19 protein-coding genes are annotated in these 19620 nt (G+C 39.5%); 8 read left to right on the top strand and 11 right to left on the bottom strand.

All coding sequences use genetic code 11. From position 1 onward, the window contains the following. The first annotated feature begins 116 nt into the window (after positions 1-116). Together GQR45_RS13880 and GQR45_RS13875 are read left to right on the top strand one after the other, a co-directional pair. Complete coding sequence (locus GQR45_RS13880; protein ID WP_007580507.1) at positions 117-482, top strand: DUF4870 domain-containing protein; 366 nt, start codon at positions 117-119, stop codon at positions 480-482. A gap of 227 nt (positions 483-709) precedes the next feature. Beyond that, the gene (locus GQR45_RS13875; RefSeq protein ID WP_165726248.1) at positions 710-1144 is read left to right on the top strand and encodes a YqaA family protein; all 435 of its coding nucleotides are present in this window, start codon (positions 710-712) and stop codon (positions 1142-1144) included. A gap of 17 nt (positions 1145-1161) precedes the next feature. Here the strand turns inward: GQR45_RS13875 and folX are convergent, their stop codons facing one another. The 7 genes from folX to ycaO all read right to left on the bottom strand — a co-directional run bounded on the left by folX (position 1162) and on the right by ycaO (position 9855). Next, on the bottom strand, positions 1162-1518 hold the full coding sequence (folX, locus tag GQR45_RS13870; protein ID WP_007377309.1) for a dihydroneopterin triphosphate 2'-epimerase: 357 nt from the start codon (positions 1516-1518) through the stop codon (positions 1162-1164). A 4-nt stretch (positions 1519-1522) separates the two neighbouring features. After that, complete coding sequence (gene folE / locus GQR45_RS13865; RefSeq protein WP_002962341.1) at positions 1523-2077, bottom strand: GTP cyclohydrolase I FolE; 555 nt, start codon at positions 2075-2077, stop codon at positions 1523-1525. A gap of 22 nt (positions 2078-2099) precedes the next feature. Then, the gene (gene folM / locus GQR45_RS13860; protein ID WP_165726247.1) at positions 2100-2819 is read right to left on the bottom strand and encodes a dihydromonapterin reductase; all 720 of its coding nucleotides are present in this window, start codon (positions 2817-2819) and stop codon (positions 2100-2102) included. Positions 2820-3044: 225 nt separating this feature from the next. Then, positions 3045-3875, bottom strand: a complete 831-nt coding sequence (gene nadE / locus GQR45_RS13855) for an ammonia-dependent NAD(+) synthetase (protein WP_165726246.1) — start codon at positions 3873-3875, stop codon at positions 3045-3047. A gap of 68 nt (positions 3876-3943) precedes the next feature. Continuing rightward, positions 3944-4573 carry a YceH family protein gene (locus GQR45_RS13850; RefSeq protein WP_007580511.1) on the bottom strand — a complete coding sequence of 210 codons (630 nt, stop codon included), beginning with the start codon at positions 4571-4573 and terminating at the stop codon, positions 3944-3946. 43 nt (positions 4574-4616) lie between these two features. Further along, positions 4617-7979 (bottom strand): ATP-binding protein, encoded by a 3363-nt coding sequence (locus tag GQR45_RS13845; RefSeq protein WP_165726245.1) that lies wholly within the window; start codon positions 7977-7979, stop codon positions 4617-4619. Positions 7980-8094: 115 nt separating this feature from the next. Then, positions 8095-9855 carry a 30S ribosomal protein S12 methylthiotransferase accessory factor YcaO gene (gene ycaO, locus GQR45_RS13840; protein ID WP_007580513.1) on the bottom strand — a complete coding sequence of 587 codons (1761 nt, stop codon included), beginning with the start codon at positions 9853-9855 and terminating at the stop codon, positions 8095-8097. Positions 9856-10011: 156 nt separating this feature from the next. On the opposite strand from ycaO, the gene GQR45_RS13835 reads away from it, so the two are divergent. The 4 genes from GQR45_RS13835 to GQR45_RS13820 all read left to right on the top strand — a co-directional run bounded on the left by GQR45_RS13835 (position 10012) and on the right by GQR45_RS13820 (position 15174). Next, positions 10012-12297 (top strand): penicillin acylase family protein, encoded by a 2286-nt coding sequence (locus GQR45_RS13835; RefSeq protein WP_165726244.1) that lies wholly within the window; start codon positions 10012-10014, stop codon positions 12295-12297. Positions 12298-12376: 79 nt separating this feature from the next. Further along, on the top strand, positions 12377-13225 hold the full coding sequence (locus GQR45_RS13830; protein WP_007580517.1) for an MBL fold metallo-hydrolase: 849 nt from the start codon (positions 12377-12379) through the stop codon (positions 13223-13225). A 99-nt stretch (positions 13226-13324) separates the two neighbouring features. Then, positions 13325-14857: a bifunctional GNAT family N-acetyltransferase/carbon-nitrogen hydrolase family protein gene (locus GQR45_RS13825; RefSeq protein ID WP_010554553.1), complete on the top strand. Its 1533-nt coding sequence runs from the start codon at positions 13325-13327 to the stop codon at positions 14855-14857. Continuing rightward, a complete protein-coding gene (locus GQR45_RS13820) occupies positions 14857-15174 on the top strand; it encodes a multidrug efflux SMR transporter (protein WP_007580521.1) in 318 nt (105 codons plus the stop codon). The genes GQR45_RS13825 and GQR45_RS13820 overlap by 1 nt, the downstream gene beginning before the upstream one ends. A gap of 70 nt (positions 15175-15244) precedes the next feature. Here the strand turns inward: GQR45_RS13820 and GQR45_RS13815 are convergent, their stop codons facing one another. Next, a complete protein-coding gene (locus tag GQR45_RS13815; RefSeq protein WP_206008650.1) occupies positions 15245-16123 on the bottom strand; it encodes a DMT family transporter in 879 nt (292 codons plus the stop codon). A gap of 240 nt (positions 16124-16363) precedes the next feature. Here GQR45_RS13815 and GQR45_RS13810 point away from each other — a divergent pair, with 240 nt between their 5' ends. Beyond that, a complete protein-coding gene (locus tag GQR45_RS13810; protein ID WP_165726242.1) occupies positions 16364-16747 on the top strand; it encodes an MAPEG family protein in 384 nt (127 codons plus the stop codon). Between the two features lie 73 nt (positions 16748-16820). Here the strand turns inward: GQR45_RS13810 and GQR45_RS13805 are convergent, their stop codons facing one another. From GQR45_RS13805 to GQR45_RS13795, 3 genes are all read right to left on the bottom strand, one after another. Then, on the bottom strand, positions 16821-18029 hold the full coding sequence (locus GQR45_RS13805) for a M56 family metallopeptidase (protein ID WP_165726241.1): 1209 nt from the start codon (positions 18027-18029) through the stop codon (positions 16821-16823). 9 nt (positions 18030-18038) lie between these two features. After that, complete coding sequence (locus tag GQR45_RS13800) at positions 18039-18413, bottom strand: BlaI/MecI/CopY family transcriptional regulator (RefSeq protein ID WP_007580531.1); 375 nt, start codon at positions 18411-18413, stop codon at positions 18039-18041. 102 nt (positions 18414-18515) lie between these two features. Then, positions 18516-19208 carry a pseudouridine synthase gene (locus tag GQR45_RS13795; RefSeq protein WP_165726240.1) on the bottom strand — a complete coding sequence of 231 codons (693 nt, stop codon included), beginning with the start codon at positions 19206-19208 and terminating at the stop codon, positions 18516-18518. A 90-nt stretch (positions 19209-19298) separates the two neighbouring features. Between GQR45_RS13795 and GQR45_RS13790 the strand changes: the two genes are divergently transcribed. After that, positions 19299-19604, top strand: a complete 306-nt coding sequence (locus GQR45_RS13790; protein WP_024589642.1) for a DUF6482 family protein — start codon at positions 19299-19301, stop codon at positions 19602-19604. The last annotated feature ends 16 nt before the right edge of the window (positions 19605-19620 follow it).

The following is a 19620-nucleotide window of genomic DNA, read 5'->3' as shown; positions in this document are numbered from 1 at the left end:
ATCACTTTTTTATCACAAGATTTCACGCTGTGATTTTTAAATACAAATACGTTGGTTGATTTGTAGACATTTGTTTAGTTAAGAGGCAACATACATAAAACAAAAAGGAGAGTGTTATGGAAGAAAATCAACAGGTTGAACCAGTTAATAAAGATGACCGTATGTGGGCTATGTTATGCCATTTGAGTGCGCTTGCCGGATTTATTGTGCCGTTTGGCTCAATAATTGGGCCATTAATTGTGTGGTTAATTAAAAGAGATGAGATGCCAGTTGTTGACGTGCACGGTAAAAAGGCGCTTAACTTTCAAATAACGATGGCAATTGCATATGTAGTTTGTTTTTTACTGATGTTTGTAGCAGTAGGCTTAATATTACTACCTATAGTGGCAATTTTTGGGTTTGTAATGGTTGTAATGGCGAGTATTAAAGCTAACGAAGGTAAAGAGTTTAATTACCCGTTTAGTTTAAATTTGATAAAATAAAACCTCAGTTATTTTTATACCAATTGCATTAAATTAGTGATCTATTATAGCGATAAGAAAATAGCTCAATAACAAGGCTAAAATTATGATACATAGTTGTTCTATATAAATAATTTTTAACGTCGTTAGTGAGTTATTTAATACGCTAGAATGATCATGTTTTTAATAAAATTGGTATTATAAACCCAGCTATAGGCTGGGTTTTTACGTTTAGCCATAAGGACATTATGCTTTATCTCACGTTATTTATTAGCGCATTTATATCTGCCACATTACTGCCTAGCTCTTCTGAGGTGATAATGGTGGGGATGATTGCCCAAGGTAAAGTTAATTTATGGCTTATGTGGTGCGTAGCAACACTTGGAAATGTATTGGGAAGCTGCGTTAATTACTGGTTAGGCACGCAGGTACTGCGTTTTAAAGATAAAAAATGGTTTCCGGTATCGCAAAAAGGGCTTGATAACGCACAAAAGCAATTTAATAAATATGGTCTATATAGTTTGTTATTTGCTTGGTTACCGGTTGTGGGAGACCCATTAACGGTGATTGGAGGCATATTTAAAGTGCGATTTAACACCTTTTTACTGTTAGTAACACTAGGCAAAGGCGCGCGCTATTTAGCGGTTATCGCCCTTGCCGTAGGATTCGAAAAGCTTTTTTAAATAAGTTTTTTAAGGCCTTATTTAGCCCAGTCAAGCGTTAACGACACCGAGTCGGCAAAACGCAGTGCATGCGGTTTATCAACACGTGCTTTAGCGTAATGAACACTTGGGTGTGAGTGACAAACCGCAAGAATTTCAGCCACTAATTTTTCGAGCAGTAAAAAGTGGCCTTGCTCTACTAAGCTAATTACTTCTTTGGTGATCACTTTATAATTAAGTGCTTGGTCAACTTCATCCGTTTTACACGCGTCATCAGCAGGGTAGTGAATCTCTAGGTTGATCACTACATCTTGCTTTTTTTCACGCTCATCGGGGTTAAAGCCAATAAACGTACGCAGGCGCAAATTAGTAACGTTAATAATTGCATTAGCCATAGGGTTAACCTTTTATAAGCTGCAAAAATTCGTTACGTGTTTTAGGATCGCTTCTAAAGTTACCTAACATTACTGATGTACGCATGCTTGAATTTTGCTTTTCTACACCACGCATCATCATACACATGTGTTTTGCTTCAACAATAACGCCCACACCTTTAGCGCCAGTAACTTCTTCAACTGCTTTAGCGATTTGATGCGTTAGCTGTTCTTGAATTTGAAAACGGCGTGAAAACATATCAACAATACGTGCAAATTTAGACAAGCCCAATACTTTACCGTTTGGAATATAAGCAATATGGCAACGGCCAATAAAAGGTAGTAAATGATGCTCACACATAGAGTAAAGCTCTATGTCTTGCACTAACACCATGTCGTCAGCGTCAGATGTAAATACCGCTTTATTAGTTATTTCATCAAGCGTTTGACGATATCCTTGCGTTAAATATTCCATTGCTTTTGCAGCACGTTTTGGCGTATCAAGTAAGCCTTCGCGGTTAGCATCTTCGCCTACTGCGGTGATGATTTTTTCGTAACTTTCTTTTAATTCATTGTGCATAAATATCTCAGTTTATTTATATTTACTTTAAATGACGGCCGCCATCAACAGGCAAAGAGCGCCCTGTGATGTAGTGGCTTTGTAATAGTAAATCAATGCTATTGATAATTTCTTGGCATCCGGGTTCAATGCCCATTAATGATTTTTTAAGGGTCTTAGCTCGATATTGCTCATCGTCATGTTCATTAAAAATAATGAGTGATGGAGCAACCGAGTTCACTTTTATGTTTGGCGCATATTTAGCGCTAAACGATTTAGTTAAGTTATCGAGAGCTGCTTTACTTGCTGCATAAGCTAAGTGTTTAGGGCTGCCTGTTTCAACTACATAATCAGTAAGGTGAATTATATCAGCAGGTACTTTTTCACTTTGCTGATAGTTTATAAGCAGCTCAGCGCACATTAAATTAATTAAATACGGTGTTTTGGCGTGTATACGCATCATATTATCGAACAGTACTGCAAAGTCAGGATTGTTAGCTTCGCAGTCCCAGCTTGATGCATTGTGAACAATAGCGCGCAGCGATGTTGTATGCTCTTTAAGCGTATTTATAAATGCACTTATACCGTCATCGGTACTAAAATCGGCATAAATACATACAGCGCCTAGTTTCTCTAATTTATCAACAGCGTTGTGGCGAGTACGATACGTAATAATAACAGCCTGCCCTTGGGCTATATAATGCTGAGCGAGCGCTAAACCAATACGTTGGCCTGCGCCGGTAATTAAGATGGGCGATGTCATATAAGGCAGTGTTCTCTTTGGCGGGTAACTTATACCAATATTGTTAAAACATGATCGATCTATCGCTATTTTCTTAGGGCTATAATAGATCACTAATTTAACGCAATTGGTATTATAAAATTTAAAGCGTTAATTTACTAAAATATACGCAGTTTCTTAATCTATCGATCAAAAAAGCAATTAATCCTCAAAGGCGTTAATTGCTTTATTTTATTTACTAAAACATTAATCGTAAATTGTCGGAATTGGTTGGCGCTTATGTTGTGTACGCATGTAAATACTTACAAGCTTTTGTTCAACGTCTTTAGAAACAGATTTACCTTCTAAAAAGTCATCAATTTGCTCATAGCTCAAACCAAGTGCTTCTTCATCTGTAAGCCCTGGGCGGTCGCTTTCTAAATCAGCTGTAGGTGCTTTATCTACTAATAAAGCTGGGGCACCGAGTGCAGTAGCAAGTGCACGCACTTGGCGTTTTGATAAACCAAATAGCGGAGCTAAATCGCACGCGCCGTCACCAAATTTAGTATAAAAACCAGTAATGTTTTCAGCACTATGATCGGTACCCACTACTAAGCCTTGGCAAAAGCCAGCAATTTCGTACTGAGCAACCATACGTTGGCGTGCTTTAACATTACCTTTAATAAAATCTATCTGAGCTTGCTCAGGCAGTGCTTCACCACAGCCAACTACAGCAGCTATAGCTTGCTCATGCAATGCATCAGCCGCAGGTTGTACGTTTACGGTCATACGTTTACTTGGCTGGATAAAATCAACCGCCATTTGCGCTTCGTCTTCATCGGCTTGTACGCCATAAGGTAAGCGCACAGCAATAAATTGGTATTTGTTAGTATCGTGTTCTTTATTTAGCTCGTTTACGGCAAGTTGACATAAGCGGCCGCAAGTTGATGAGTCAACACCACCACTAATACCCAATATTAGTGATCGTGAGTGAGCTGCTACTAAACGTGCTTTAATAAAAGCAACCCGGCGAGTTATCTCAGCATTTACATCAATAGTTGGCTGAACCTTCATTTCAGCCATAATTTCGGCGCGCATTGCCAGCTCCTTATAAAATTTAATATGTGATACGCAATAAACTTATTATGTGATTTAGTCTTAATTAATTAAAGTTTTAAATGAGCTTTTATTTTGCGAAGCTCTACTTTTAATTCTTCCACTTCTGCCAGTAAATCACTTAATTCTTTATCTTTAATTACTTCGCTTGGTAGAGCAACAAAGGCATCGGCGGGATTATTTTGTTGTTCGCCAAATAAATGAATGTATCGGCTGTCGCGTTTACCTGCTTCTCGTTCTAATTTACGGGCGTAATCGCTTTCAATCAGTTTATTGAGCGCTGTTTCTACTTCATTTACGTTATTAAAATCAGCAAGCCTAGCACTGCGAGTTCTTAATTCACCTGGGGTTTGGGCACCACGTAAAAGTAATAAACAAACAATGGCACGTTGCTGAGCAGAAAATTGCAGATTACTAAACTCAGTGTTGCAAAAGCGGTGGTCGTATTTATTTACGCGACCAGAAAGCCCTTCATCTATAGTTACCAAACGCATGTCTATTAGTTCATCAAGTGCGTTTTGCACGTCACTATCTGTAAGATTTAACACAGGATCGCGATTAGACTTTTGATTACATGCGTTCACTAGAGCGTTTAACGATAGCGGATAATGTTCTGGCGTTGTGCTTTGTTTTTCTAGTAAGCAACCAAGAATACGTTGTTGATTTGCTGATAACTGCATAAATAATCTCAAATTAGTAAGCGTATTTTATTAGCTTACACCTTTATTGGATACCAAGCCATTGCTGGAGTTTAGGTTTTAGAGCGGCTAAATCGAGCGGCTTACTTAAATAGTCGTTCATGCCTGCTGCTAGGCATTTTTCTTTATCGCCCTGCATGGCATTGGCTGTAAGTGCAATAATAGTAATATTTTCATTACCCTTACCTGCATCGCCTTCTCTAATGGCTTTAGTGGCTTGGTAGCCATCCATTTCAGGCATTTGGCAATCCATTAAAACTAGTTTATATGGCTTACCTTGTTTTGCATTGAGTTTTACAATTGCCTCAAGCCCATTTTCAGCAATATCAAAAGTCACACCTGCTTGCTTTAATAGCGCCGAGGCAACTACTTGGTTTATTTTATTGTCTTCAACGAGCAGTAGTTGTGGCTCTGATGAATCGAGTACTGGTGCTTTAGTTAGTTTATTTTGTAGTTGTGCTTGTTGCTGCTGTTGTTCAATGTATTTATCGTTAGTGAGTGAGTCAAACAAATCAGAAGGTGTGAGTGGTTTGAAAATCATACAGTCGACTTCCATACCTACTTTAGACTCTTCAGGTGAGTAACTCATTGGCGCCATAAGAACTAACTTGCAACTATGCATATTTATAAAGTTTTTAAGCGCAGTTATATGCGTTTGCGGCGCTTTTTCAAAAAAGTAGTAATCAACTAAAATAGCTTCAGGGTGGGTGGTTACATTATTTAAATAATCATCAACCTCAAGATAGTCATGTATGCAATTAACCTTTGCACCCCATACCGTGAGTTGTTTGCTGGCTGTATTTGCATTTAACGAGCACTCATCAATAATTAAAATATGTTTGTTTTTAATTAAATGACTCGGTAAATCTTGTTCTTTACTTAAGCGAGGCTGTATTTGTATTGTGAAAGAAAATGTACTTCCTTCACCTTGCATGCTGTTTACACTTACTTCACCGTTCATCAGCTCACACAGTTGTTTTACTATGGCAAGGCCAAGCCCTGTGCCCCCAAACTGGCGTGTAGTTGAGGTATCTGCTTGTGTAAACGAATCAAATAACGACGCTTGTTTTTTAGGGTCAATACCAATGCCAGTATCAATAATCGAACATTGTAGGAACGAGCCATCCGTTGTTTCATCCACTTTGGCGGTAATAACTACTTCGCCATCAATAGTAAATTTAACGGCGTTGCCAATTAAGTTATTCAAAATTTGGCGTAAGCGGTTCGGATCACTAATTATTTCGCTAACTGTAATTTGAGTGGCATCTAAAATAAGTTTTGTATTGTTTTGCTCTACTTTTAAAGCAAACGACTCAACCACTTCTCCTAATAACCGAGGTAGGTTAAATTGCACGTTTTCAATATCGAGCTTACCGGCTTCAATTTTAGAAAAGTCTAATATGTCGTTAATTATATTAAGTAAAGATTGAGCTGATGACTGAGCAAGTTCGATATGATGCTTTTGCTGTAGGTCTAGTTGCGTTTGCTTAATTATATTAAGCATGCCTAAAACACCATTCATTGGTGTGCGAATTTCGTGGCTCATACTTGCTAAAAATTCACTTTTAGCTTCAACAGCTTGTTCTGCAGTTTCTTTGGCGGCAACCAGCTTTTGTTCAGTTTCAATTCGTTGCTGGCTCGAGTGCAAGCTGCCAATTAACGCTGCAACGGCAATTAAAAAGCTTTCTTCGTTTTTAGACCAGTGGCGCTTGGATTGACATTGCTCGGCGCAAACAACGCCTATAGCACCACTTCCCGCAGGAATAATTATGCACAGCATTGATTTAATCTCGAGTGGCATTAAATACTGCTCTTTAATTGGTGCGAGTATTGGGTGTTCTAGTGCATCGGGTGCATTAAATACTGCTTGATGATCTATTGCATTAAAAAAGCCGGGGTTGTTTTTTCTTAGCCAAATAGAGTCAATTTTGTCACTAGACGAATGTTTGCTATGTATGGCAAAGGGGCTTAGTTGAGACTTGTCTTCATTAAAAAACCAAATACTGGCACGTTTAATATCGAATGCTTGGCAGATTGCTTCAGTGATAATATCTTTCGATTGGCTAAGTTGCCCATTTAATATTAATTTATTAACGGTAAGAGAAGCTAAAATTTCGTTATGTAATGCGGTTTTATTATTTTCTAATTCAATTTTTTTACGGGTATCAATATTCTGTAGTGAGCCAAAAATACGTGTGCATCGTCCATTCTTTCGTTCTGCTTCACCATGTACGAGTACCCAAACAGATTCACCTTCTGCATCCATTACTTCTAATTCAACTTCGTAGCTTTCACCATATTTTATGGCTCGTTCAATTAAAGGTTTAATTGTTTCTCGGCTAGTGCCTTTTTTAAAGTAGTTTAAATCTTTAGGCCATTCTGGTTGGTTATTTAATGGGTATTTAAATAGTTTTTTGGTCATATCAGACCAATACACTTGTTTAGTTTCTAAGTTAAATGACCATGCGCCTATTTGAGCTAGATCACTCATTGCTTCAAGCATTTTTTCGTTTTGTTGCTGACGATTAAGCATTTTCAAAAAGAATAAAAAGGCCCAGATTAATAACCCGCAAATAATAATAATCGATAACCGAAGTGGCCATATTGATGAAATAGGAGGGCTCCAACCGATTTTTGGCGCTACATATAACTGCCAGCTGCCGCCTTGAAAATTTAGAGTGAACTCAAGAGGATCTTGCTGAATAATATTTTGATTGCCGAAAAAAAACTCGCCTTTTTTACCTAAACCATTACGCCCTTGAATGGCAACGTTGTACTGTTTTTCTAATTCGTAAACGCCAGAATTGATATAAACCTTGTCAATATCGAGTACAACCGACAACAAGCCCCAAAACTCATTATTAGGAGGGGTATACACCGGAACCCTGGCGATTAATGCTTCCCCCCCCTGAACTAATGTTAGCGGTCCTGCCATAATAATTGTGTTGGTATCGCGGGCTCTAAGTGCATCAGTACGCTGATTTTTATTATCTAAAAAATTAAGGCCAATTGCTTTTTCGTTCCCTTTTAAAGGATAGGTCATTTGAATGACCATATTGGGAGCGCCACCAATATTACGAAGTTCATTTGATGTATCAAAAAGAGGGGCTGCGATTTGTTCAAAGCGTTCTTGTTCTAAACCCGGTTCTGCGGCAACGGCAACACCTAAACCCCGTACTAGTTGAATATTAGAAACTAAGGTTGATTCGAGTTGAGCTCTATAAGTACTTACTTCTGAAAGAATTTGTAGGCGGTGAGCATCTTTTACACGATTATAGTTAATACGATCAAGAACAACACCAACTAGTACAGTTAGCGTAAGCGATAACCAAAAGGTCAGCTTAAAGTTATGAACATTCGTTTTTTTGTTATTACTAGACGGTGGCATTAGCTACATCGTGGCGTTAATTTAGGCAAATTAACTATAGCTAATTTATGACATAAATGAAAACGGCGAATTAACAAATGCGCCGTTTATTTCTTATAATTAGTAGTTTAGCGAGTTACGAATCGCTAACTTCACGTGCCCAATGATTTTGCTTTGCTACGTGTAGCTTGCGGTAACCATCAAGTAGTGCCGCATGCTTTTTAAAGCCTTCAAGCGATAAACCTGGGAAAGTTAAACCGTTAAACTGCTTTTTACCTTCGGCAATTTCTATAGCCAGCGCTACATTATTAGCACCAAACATTAAGCCTAATGCATCTTGATAATCAGCGTATTCGCGCTCGTCATCGTATTTAATTTCAAGAATCGCTTTTAAACAGCGGAAGTGGCGCATTGCATCTTCGTTTACTTGGCCCGTATGAAGTATCCAATCAACCCAATCAATGGCTTCTTCGCTGCCTGCGGCTAAACATAGGTGCGCTTTAAGTTCACCTATACGCAGTGTGTGCCATGGTGTGTCGGCATCAGTTGCTAAACCAATAAATTCTGCGGCGCGGATAATATCGCTATGACCTGCTTCTTCTAGGCTGTCGTAAATTTCCATCCATTGCTCTGCATCGTACTGATCAAGCGATAGGAATGCTTCGCGAAATTTTGCGCCTTCGTTGTTGTTGCGCCAAATAAGCTCATCAACAGGGTAAATATCTGACATGCCCGGCACTAAAATACGACATGCGTATACGTTTAAGTGCGTGTAATCCATGATGTATATATCGTGATCCATGCTGTGAATCAGGTCAGTACAGAAGTTATATTCTTGCTCTGTTGTGCCGCTAAAGTCCCAGTGTACAAATTCAAAGTCAGGTTTTGCACGGAAGAAATCATGCGAAATCAAACCGCTTGAATCAATAAAGTGCAGTTCAATGTTCTCTGGTGTTGCTACTTCATCGTTATCAAATGTTGCAGGTTGGAATACATCTAGCTGATCTAAACGACGACCTTGTAGTAACTCAGTAACGGTACGCTCAAGCGCAACTTCAAATGATGGGTGAGCACCAAAAGAAGCAAATACAGAACCATCAGTTGGGTTAATAAGCGTTACGCTCATTACTGGGTAAATACCCCCAAGCGATGCATCGGCAATACGTAAATGAAAGCCATGGCTGCGAAGCTCTTCACACGCTTCGTGAATTTTAGGATATTGCTTAACAACATCTTCAGGCACGATTGGTAAACAAATACCTTCGGCGATGATGCGGTTTTTAATAGCGCGTTCAAATACTTCTGATAAACCTTGTACGCGAGCTTCAAACTTCGTGTTACCTGCGCTCATACCGTTAGATACAAAAATATTACCAATAACGTTTACCGGAATGTATACGTCTTGGTTATCGCGTTGGCGAGTGTAGGGCAGGGTACAAATACCACGATCAATATTGCCAGAGTTAAAATCAAAAAGGTGTGATGCGGTAAGTTCGCGCTCTGGGTCAAAGTAATCCCATAAGCTTTCATCCATAATACCTTGTGGTACTTCATCGCCTTCAACTTTAAACCATTTTTCGGTTGGGTAATGAGTAAACTCGCCATTGGCAAATTCTTCACCTAGATAAAAGTCTGCAAAAAAGTAGTTACAGCTTAAACGCTCAAAGTATTCACCGAGTGCTGAGGCAATAGAGGCTTTGTCGGTTGCGCCTTTACCATTGGTAAACATAACACCGCAGTCACTGTCTTTTATATGAACCGAATAACAGTTAGCTACAGGGTTAAGCCAAAGCGCTTCTTCAACATTAATGTGTAGGGCTTCAAGCTTGTTTTGCATGGTAGAGATTGACGATTCTAGGTCGCGGTCTTTACCTTTGATAAATGTTTTTTCAGTCATATTGATCTCAACTAGTTCTGCACGATGTGTGGAGCTGACATTATCGTGGATTTTGATGTTTATTTCATCCTTTGCGAGCAAGAACATTATTATTTAATAAAACTGTGGTTATTATATGTCCTTAACGCTTGGTCAAAACGTGCAAAGGAAAGGTTGATGTTTAAAGTAATCAAACGCTTGTTATTATTAATTGTGATTTTAGGGCTGGCAAGTACCGCTGTTGTTTATGGTGTACTTAGTTTAAGTTTACCTGCCCTTGATGGAAACGGACGTAGTAACGCGGTAGTAGATCCTGTAAAAATTTCGCGCGATGCACTAGGGCAAGCAGTGATAAATGCAAATAGCCGAAACGATGCAGCCTATGGTTTAGGTTATGCGCATGGGCAAGACCGATTTTTTCAAATGGATTTACTAAGACGTAATGCCGCAGGCGAGCTAAGTGAATTATTTGGCGAAGCCGCGTTGGGGCTCGATAAAAAGATGCGTTTTCATCAATTGCGTAAACGCAGCCAAATTATTTTACAAACGCTGCCTGATGCAGATAAGCAATTACTTAAAAGTTACGCTCAAGGTGTAAACGAAGGTTTAGCGCAAGTAGGATATTCAAGCTTTGAATATTTACTAACCGGTGCAACACAAAAGCCATGGCAAAGCGAAGACAGCCTACTTGTGATATTTAGCATGTACCTTGATTTACAAAGCGCGACATTTGAACGTGACCAAGCACTCATTCAAATTGAGCAAGCGTACACAAAGCAAATGGTTGATTTTTTAACGCAACCAAGTAAGTACCAAGCCGCACTTGATGGCAGTAAATTAGCGCCTTATAGCGGCGGCATACCTACTTTTCCCACTCAAACACAGCATACAGTTAAAAGTATTGAAGCAAACCAAGAGCGCGGCAGTAATAACTGGGCAGTTACAGGAGCGTTGACTAAAACAGGCGCTGGAATGGTGTCTGATGATATGCATTTATCGATGGCAGTGCCTGTAATTTGGTACAGGGCTCAGCTAAATTATATACAAAATGGAAAACTCGCTCAGGTAACCGGTGTATCGCTGCCCGGAGCGCCTGCTATTGTAGTGGGTACTAACAATAATATTGCATGGGGGTTTACTAATGGTTATTTAGATACAGCCGATTGGATTGCATTAAACGATGATAGTAAAACATGGCAAGTAGATGAACCAATTGCATTACCCGATGGGGAGGTTGAAAACTACCCATTAACACTTAGCGAATACGGACCTGTAAAATACATTAACGAAAAACCTTATGCATTGAGCTGGGCTGCACATCAGTCTTACGCCGTTAATATGCAACTCTTAAAGTTAGAGCAAGCCAAAACAGTAGATGATGCACTTGCTGTAGCAAGCGATGTGGGCATTCCGGTGCAAAACCTAATGGTGGTAGATAGCCAAGGTAGCGCCGCGTGGAAAAACATGGGCGGTATACCGGCGCGTAAAACGCCAAGTGAGCTTGGCGTAAATGCCGATGACTACTCAGTGCTTTGGCAGCAAACCGAATTAGAACGTCCCCTTATTAAAAACCCACAAAGCGGCAGATTATGGACTGGTAACTCTCGCGTGGTATCGACTGAAGATAACGCCCGTTTTGGCAATGGTGGCTATGCACTCGGTGCACGTTCGAGCCAAATTCGCGATAGATTATTTGAAAAACAAACATTTGCAGAGAGCGATTTTTACGCACTACAGCTCGATAATCAAGCTCGCTTTTTAATGCCTTGGCATGCTTTGCTATTAAAGCAATTAAAAGCCGATAAAACTAAAAATCAGCAATATATAACAGCGCTCGAAAATTGGCAGCAATGTGCGTGTTCAACCTCCACAGGGTATACCTTAGTTAAGCGCTACCGCGATGAAGTGATTAATATTTTATTTAGTAATATTGAAAGCCAATTAAATAAACAGCAAGGCACACTTAAATACGTAAAACGAGATTTAGAGCCCGCAGTGTGGCAGCTTATTAACAACAAACCCGATACGTGGATAAACCCACAATTTAAAAGCTGGGATGCACAATTACACGGTGCATTTAACCAAACTATTACTAAGCTTACTGAGCAATTTGGTAATAATGTACAAAGCTGGCAGTGGGGTAAGGTCAATGAGTTAGTGATAGAGCATCCGTTTGCAAAGCAAATGCCGTTACTTGCTAAGTTATTAAATATGCCTACAGCAGCGGGTTTTGGTGATAGCTACATGCCTGCAGTACAAGGGCGTAGTTTTGGCGCATCGCAGCGCTTTATTGCTCAACCTGGGCATTTAGAACATGCAATTTTAGCTATTCCGGGTGGGCAATCGGGACATCCTCTTTCTGAATTTTATAGAGCGGGGTTTAGTGATTACGTAGAGGGTAAACATACACCTTTATTGCCGCAAACACTTATGCATCAAATAGTCATAAGTCCTATTAAATAACGTTTAAGTGATCAGTGAGTGAGCTTAAATAGTGATAAAAACGTTCTATATTAATTACTTCATACAACAGAGAACAAAAATGAAAAAAATACTACCCGCATTAATAACAGGTTTATTACTAAGTACAGCAGCGCAAGCAGACGAGGGTCCAGTAACAGCACAAAAGCTAAGTGAGCATGTATACGTACTATTTGGGCAAGGCGGTAATATTGCAGCAAGTGTAGGCGATGATGGCATTTATATTATTGATGATCAGTTTGCCAAGTTATCAGACGACATTAAAAAAACGATTAGCGATTTAAAGCCAGGCAGTGCAGAGTTTGTTATTAATACGCATCATCATGGCGATCATACCGGTGGTAACGAAAACTTTGCTAAAGCGGGCGCGCACGTTATAGCACACGACAATGTACATAAACGTTTAGAAGAGCAGCATGGAGAAGGGTCAGACTTTTTACCGCGCATTAGTTTTGGTCACGATTTAAAACTGCATTTTAATAATGAACATGCCCATGTAGTGCATTACGAACATGCGCATACCGATGGCGACTCGGTTGTCTTTTTTAGTAACGACAACATAGTGCACATGGGCGATATTTACTTTAATTTTGGCAGCTTACCGTTTGTTGATGTAGATAGCGGCGGTAGCGTTGATGGTATTTTAGCTGCAGTAGACGATGTAGTTAAACAAATTGACGACAACACTAAAGTAATACCTGGACACGGTAAGGTAAGTGACCGTTCAGGACTGATAGCGTATGGTAAGCTAGTTCAAAACGCGAAAGACGTAATGCTAAAAGCAATGCAAAATAATGCAAGCTTAGAGCAAGTACTTAAAGCCGATCCATTGGCAGAACTTGGTCTTGAATACGCAGGCTGGTTACCAAAAGAGAAAGTAACCACACTTTTTTATCGCAGCTTAAAGTAGTACATCTAAAGTAAAAAACATGATACAAAGCTGAGTGTATTCTTGATTTAATCGAGCGTACATTCGGCTTTTATTTTCTTATGCCTAAAGGAGTTGTGTATGTCGGCAGAAAAAACCCATCTTGAAATTTGTAACTTAACCAGAGAGCAATATCCGCAAATTAAAACCTTGATGGATCAAGCGTATCCCGACTTAGGTGGTGCGTGGCCAAGTCATACCATTTTTAGATTAATAGACCAATTTCCTGAAGGGCAAATCGGTATTGTAGATGACGGCGTGCTGGTGGGCTTAGCGCTGAGCGTACAAGTTGATTACACACGTTTTTCAAACCCGCATACATACGAAGACATTGCAGATGGTCACGACCGTGTATTTAGCGATACCGATGGCGATGCGCTATATGGCTTAGATGTGGCCATTAGCGAAACTCACAGAGGCATGCGCTTAGGTCGTCGCCTTTATGATGCCCGTAAAGAACTGTGCCGCCAATATAACCTACGCGCTATTTTAGCGGGTGGTCGTATTCCACGTTATTACAATCACAGTAGTGAAATGACGCCAATGGAATACATTGCAAAAGTAGATCAGAGAGAGCTATACGATCCTATTTTAAGCTTTCAGTTATCTAACGATTTTCAGGTAAAGCGTTTACTTAAAAAGTACCTACCGGAGGATCAAGAGTCAGTTGGTTACGCCACTTTACTTGAGTGGAATAACATTATGTATGAGCCAACCGACACGGTACTTGAGTCAACTAAATCAATTGTGCGTGTGGGTGCTGTGCAATGGCAAATGCGCTGTGTTGAATCAGTTGAAGAAATGCTAAAACAGGTTGAATACTTTGTAGATACCGTATCTGACTACAAAAGCGACTTTATACTATTCCCTGAATTTTTTAACGCGCCATTAATGGGCTTAGGAAATCAAAGCAACCAAACTGAAGCGATTCGTTATTTAGCGGAATATACCGAAACGTTTAAAAACGCGATGTCGCGTATGGCAATAGAATACAACGCCAATATTATTACCGGCTCTATGCCGCTTGCCGAAGACGATAAAATTTATAACGTAAGTTATTTATGCCACCGCAGCGGTAAAATAGACGAGCAACGTAAAATACATATTACCCCGCATGAACAAAACGATTGGGTTATTCAAGGCGGCGACAAAATTGCTGTATTTGAAACCGATGCTGGGCGTGTAGGTATTCAAATTTGTTATGACGTAGAGTTTCCTGAGCTTTCACGCATATTAGCAAAACAAGGGTTAGATATTTTGTTTGTCCCATTTTGGACCGACACTAAAAACAGCTACTTACGTGTGCGCCATTGTGCACAAGCGCGTGCAATAGAAAACGAATGTTATGTGGTTATTGCAGGCTCGGTAGGTAACTTACCACAAGTAGAAAGCCTTGATGTGCAGTACTCACAATCGGCTGTGTTAACGCCATCGGACTTTTCGTTCCCGCACGATGCAACACTTAACGAAGCCACACCTAATACAGAAATGCTGTTATTTAGTGACCTTGATATGGATAAGCTTAAAATCCTTCATAGCGAAGGTACAGTGCGTAACTTAAAAGATCGCCGCGAAGATTTATATGAAGTTATATTGAAAAAGAGAGATGTTTAATGGCGTGGATTTATTTGGTTATTGCCGGTTTACTTGAAATTGGCTGGCCGATAGGTTTAAAAATCTCACAAAACTCAGATACTCGCTGGCAAGGCATAGCAATAGCGGTGGCATTTTTAGTTGCTAGTGGTTTTATGTTGTGGCTTGCTCAAAGGCAAATATCAATGGGCACCTCATACGCGGTGTGGACAGGTATTGGCGCTGCGGGTACGTTTTTAGTAGGTATATTGTTTTATAACGATGCAGCTACATTTGGTCGTATTGCGGGAGTATTAATGATTATTAGCGGTGTGATAACACTTAAAATAAGCTCTTAATTGGTAATTTGAATAAACGCTTAATTATGAATAGCGCAGGTATAAAAGCCTGCGCTTTTTTATGTTGCCATTAATTCGGCAACATAACCAAAACAGCGGCAATGGCTATGAGTATTAAGCCTGCAGTATCTTGTTTTTTAAGTGGCTGCTTTAACCAAAGTACGGCAATTAGCATGGTAAAAAACACTTCAACCTGTCCAAGTGTTTTAACGTAAGCAACGTGCTGTAAGCTCATTGCACTAAACCAGCCAATAGAGCCAACACAACTAAAAACACTAATAGCGGCTGTAGTGCCTTTGTATTGCCACAGTTTACTGAGTGTTTTTGGCTCTTTTAATAATAAATAGCCCAGTAGTATTAGCGTTTGTAAGCTAATTACAAACAGTAAAACCCAAGCGGCTGAGTGGGGAAATAATAATCCTGAGTTTAAGCTGGCTTCACGTACCCACAGTGAGGTAAGTGCAAAGCAAGTACCACAAGCAAGTCCTAGTAATGCTGTTTTAGCATTAAAGTGTTTAACGCTTGTTATGCCGCTGAGTAGCAATACGGCAATAGCGCCAAAAAACACACCAAGCCAACCGAGTAAAGAAAGTGCCGAGCCAAAAAATAATACACCTAAAATAGCAGCCACTAACGCCTCGCTTTTGGCAAGACCAGCACCTACAGCGTAATTATTCATTTTAAATAACTTAACCATTAAACCAGTGGCAAGTATTTGCATAACACTTGCGCCTACAATAAATGCCCAAAAGGCATTATTAAACGTAGGCATGGCGGTATCTTGATATTGATACAAACCATATAAATACACGGCAGCAATAGGGCCTGCAATAATAAAGCGAGAGAGTGTTACGCCAGCAACACTCACATCGTTACTTAATTTGCTTTGCAGGGCATTACGCCAGGCTTGCATAAAGGCGGCTAAAAAAGTGAAAAAGATCCAAGTCATGGTATTTGTCGATTAAAAATAAGGTCTTTAAGTTAACAATCTTTAGTTATTAATGCGATGCATTAAGGGTGATAGTGAATATTCATCATCTGCGACATTATGCCGCACTGTTTTATGAGTAAACTTAGCTATAGTAAGTGTGATGTTATTGTTTAGCCGCCAGCGTTTGTCATAAAACGTATCTGGCGGCTTTTTTATTACGCTTATGCTAAATTATCCGAAACATCAAAAGGATAAATTATGACAACATTAGTTGTATGTGCATTACTTGCGGTATTAATGCCTTACTTTGCAAAAGTGCCGGTTGCTATAGCAATGGCAAAATTAGGTCGATACGACAACAAACATCCGAGGGCACAACAAACAAAATTAACCGGCTTTGGCGCAAGGGCGCTCGCTGCTCATCAAAACTGTTTTGAATCGCTCGCTGTTTTTGCTGTCGCGATAGCAGTTGTACTGGGCACTAACTCTGTAAGTGCAGTGACCGAAATGCTAGCGGTTACGCATATTGTGTCGCGTATTTTGTATTGCGTATTTTACTATATGAACCTAGATATAATTCGCTCATTAGTGTGGTTTATTGGTTTGGGGTCAGCCATTGCCATGATTGTGGTGAGCTTATAACTTTATAGCGTAAAACTACAAAGCAAGCAGCCTAAAAGGGCGCTTGCTTTGTAGTCTTGAACAACTCGTGGCGTTAATGCGATACTTTAATTCGCTCAATTAAATCGGTAGGTGCCACTTCACTATTAATCGCAAAATCTAGTTGCACAAGTACATCTTCAAAACCTGAATCTGATGCTTTATATTTCCATTTTGCTAGTGCCTCTTTCGCTGATTTATCAAAAACATCTTTAGGTTTTGATTGAATAACACTAATGTTTTTTGTTTTACCGTTTGCTGCAATATCGTATTTTAATACAACAGAGCCGCTGATGCCTTGTTGAGCTGCTTGTATTGGATAAAGGGGTTCGATACGCATTGTCGGTGAAATGTGATCCTCTTTAGTCATTGCCTCTGGTTGCTTTGCAATCGCTAATCCACTTAGCATACTTGCGGCTACAAGTAATAAGCCACCTTTAGCAAGCTTTGAACGCTCCCCACTGTGTTTTATATTAGTTAGTCGTTGTAACATGGTTTTTTTATCTCCGTAGTGTGAATAAGCCATAAGCCCTGTGGGCGCATTTGCCGCGCAGTTTATTAAGGCTTTGCTATATAAAATATGTTGTTGTGTGGTTTTATTGCTAAGTACCCGTTCATCACAAGTCAGCTCTTGTAGTCGGCGCATGCTTGCGTAACAAAACCAAGCTAGTGGGTTAAACCACAGTAAAATAGTAGGCAGTAATATAAGTGCATTTGTTAGGTTGTCTTTGCGTTTTATGTGTACGTTTTCGTGCTCTAAAATAAGCGCTAATGTGGCTTTATCAAACTGGGTATTGTAGTTACTCGGTAACACCAGCTTGCTGTTTAAAATACCGACCACCATTGGCGTGGCTACATGTTGGCTGGTATAAGTTTTAACATCAGCGGTAAGAGTGCCTTCAAATTGTGTTAACTCAGTTAACTGCAGGCTTTTAACAAAGCGGGTATGCGTAATAAAGCTAGCTATTAATAACCCTGCGGTAATAAGTACATACACGAGCGCCCAGCTAATACCCATTTCATGTGTAAAAGGCTGGTTAGGGGTGATTAAGTAATGGCTAATATTGCTATTTTGCAGTGGTTTAATCGCATTTGGTAAATTAGCAATAACCAATGCCGCAGGTAATAGCCATGCTAATTTATATACAAACCGCGAGCCAAGGGCTTTTAAACCAAATCGCTCGAGTAAAATAAATCCACAAAACAAAATACTTAATAGTAGTTGCTGCCCAATTAACCAATTAAAACCAGTTTGAATAACCATGTTAATCCCTTACTTTTGGTTTTTTTCCCAGTCATCTATAACTTTTTTAAGCTCGTTTATATCTTGCTGAGAAAGCTGCTCCGATTTAGCAAAACCACTTACAAGTGGCGCAATACGTCCACTAAAAAAGCGCTCAATAAAGTTTTGGCTTTCTTTTAAGGTGTAGTCGGCGCGCTCCATACACGGCATATAAATATACTGACGACCTTCTTTTTCAAATGTAAGTGCGCCTTTTTTTACTAGTCGACCTAGTAGGGTTTTAATGGTTTTTTCGTGCCATTGCTTATCGTCGCTTAAGCGCTCAATTATTTGGCTCGCGGTGGCGGGGTAGTTAATCCAAAGTGCGTCGAGCACGTCAAACTCTGCTTTTGATAACTCAATCATGCTATTGCCTACAAATGTAATCTTTAATTAAAGACTACGCCTGTAATCTGTAATTGCAAGTTTATTTTTTAACTTTTTGAGATGTAATTAAGTGACTTGGTATTAGATTTTTGAAATATCGTTTTTATTAATTTGTATATATTGGTTTTCAGGTAGGTTTAGTTTTGAAAGGGTGAGGTCACTAAATTGCACTCTAAATAAATCAATTACTTTATATCCGCAGTAATGCGCCATTTTACGTATTTGTCTGTTTAGCCCTTGTTTTAAAACAATACTAAACTGATTGCTGGCTATTTTATTTACTTCACAAGGCAGGGTTATGTGTTTATCAACGGGTACGCCTGCTGTCATTTTTTTACAAAAAGCATCGTCTAAAGGCTTATTTACGGTGACTAAATAATGTTTAGGCTGGTGGAAGTCAGGATGTATTAGTTGATTACAAAAATCCCCATCGTTGGTCAAAATAAGCAAACCGCGAGAGTCTTTATCTAATCGACCAATAGGGTAAACACGGGTGAGTGTGGGCAAATGGTGAATAAGGCTGGCAGGGTCATCAATATTTAATTTGCAGTCAATGCCTACTGGTTTGTGGTACGCAAAATAAACTAAATCGGCAGCACCTTTAATTTCTTTTTCATTCACTATTACAATGTCTTGCTCATCAACGTGATCTATATGATTCGCTGGGCGATTATTTACAGTCACAACACCTTCATCAATTAAACGCGATGCCTGTTTACGAGAACAAATACCTGCATGGGCAATATATTTAGCGAGTCGGATTTTTGTGTTCATAACGTGTGATGCCAGCGGCTAATAAAAATTTGATCGCGATTATAGCAAAGCTGCGTATCGATACTGTTAAATTTAATTAAGGCAAAAATTATGGGTATTAAATTTTCACAGTTAAAGAAGCATGAGCCGCTACAAAAAGTTATTGTTCACTCGTTAGATATGGCGCTTTATCAAGTATCAGTAATGATTAATAACGTTGAATACTATGTAACAGAAGACAGCGGTGAGTTTTTAAGAGCGCTCAGCCCACTGCATGTTCAAAAGCGTTTTGACAAAATAGCGTATGCCGAAATGGTACTGCGCCAAACAAGCGCTTACGACGAAATGTGCGGTCAGCCAGAAAAAACCGGTAGCAATATGCTTGAAGTACCTTACGGTAAAAATAATCTTTATTGATTGAGCTAATTTGCTA

It is taken from the genome of Pseudoalteromonas sp. SA25, from assembly GCF_011378705.1.
Lineage (GTDB): Bacteria > Pseudomonadota > Gammaproteobacteria > Enterobacterales > Alteromonadaceae > Pseudoalteromonas > Pseudoalteromonas arctica.
Note: the sequence above shows the minus strand (reverse complement) of the source record. Positions and strands in the feature narration are given on the sequence as shown.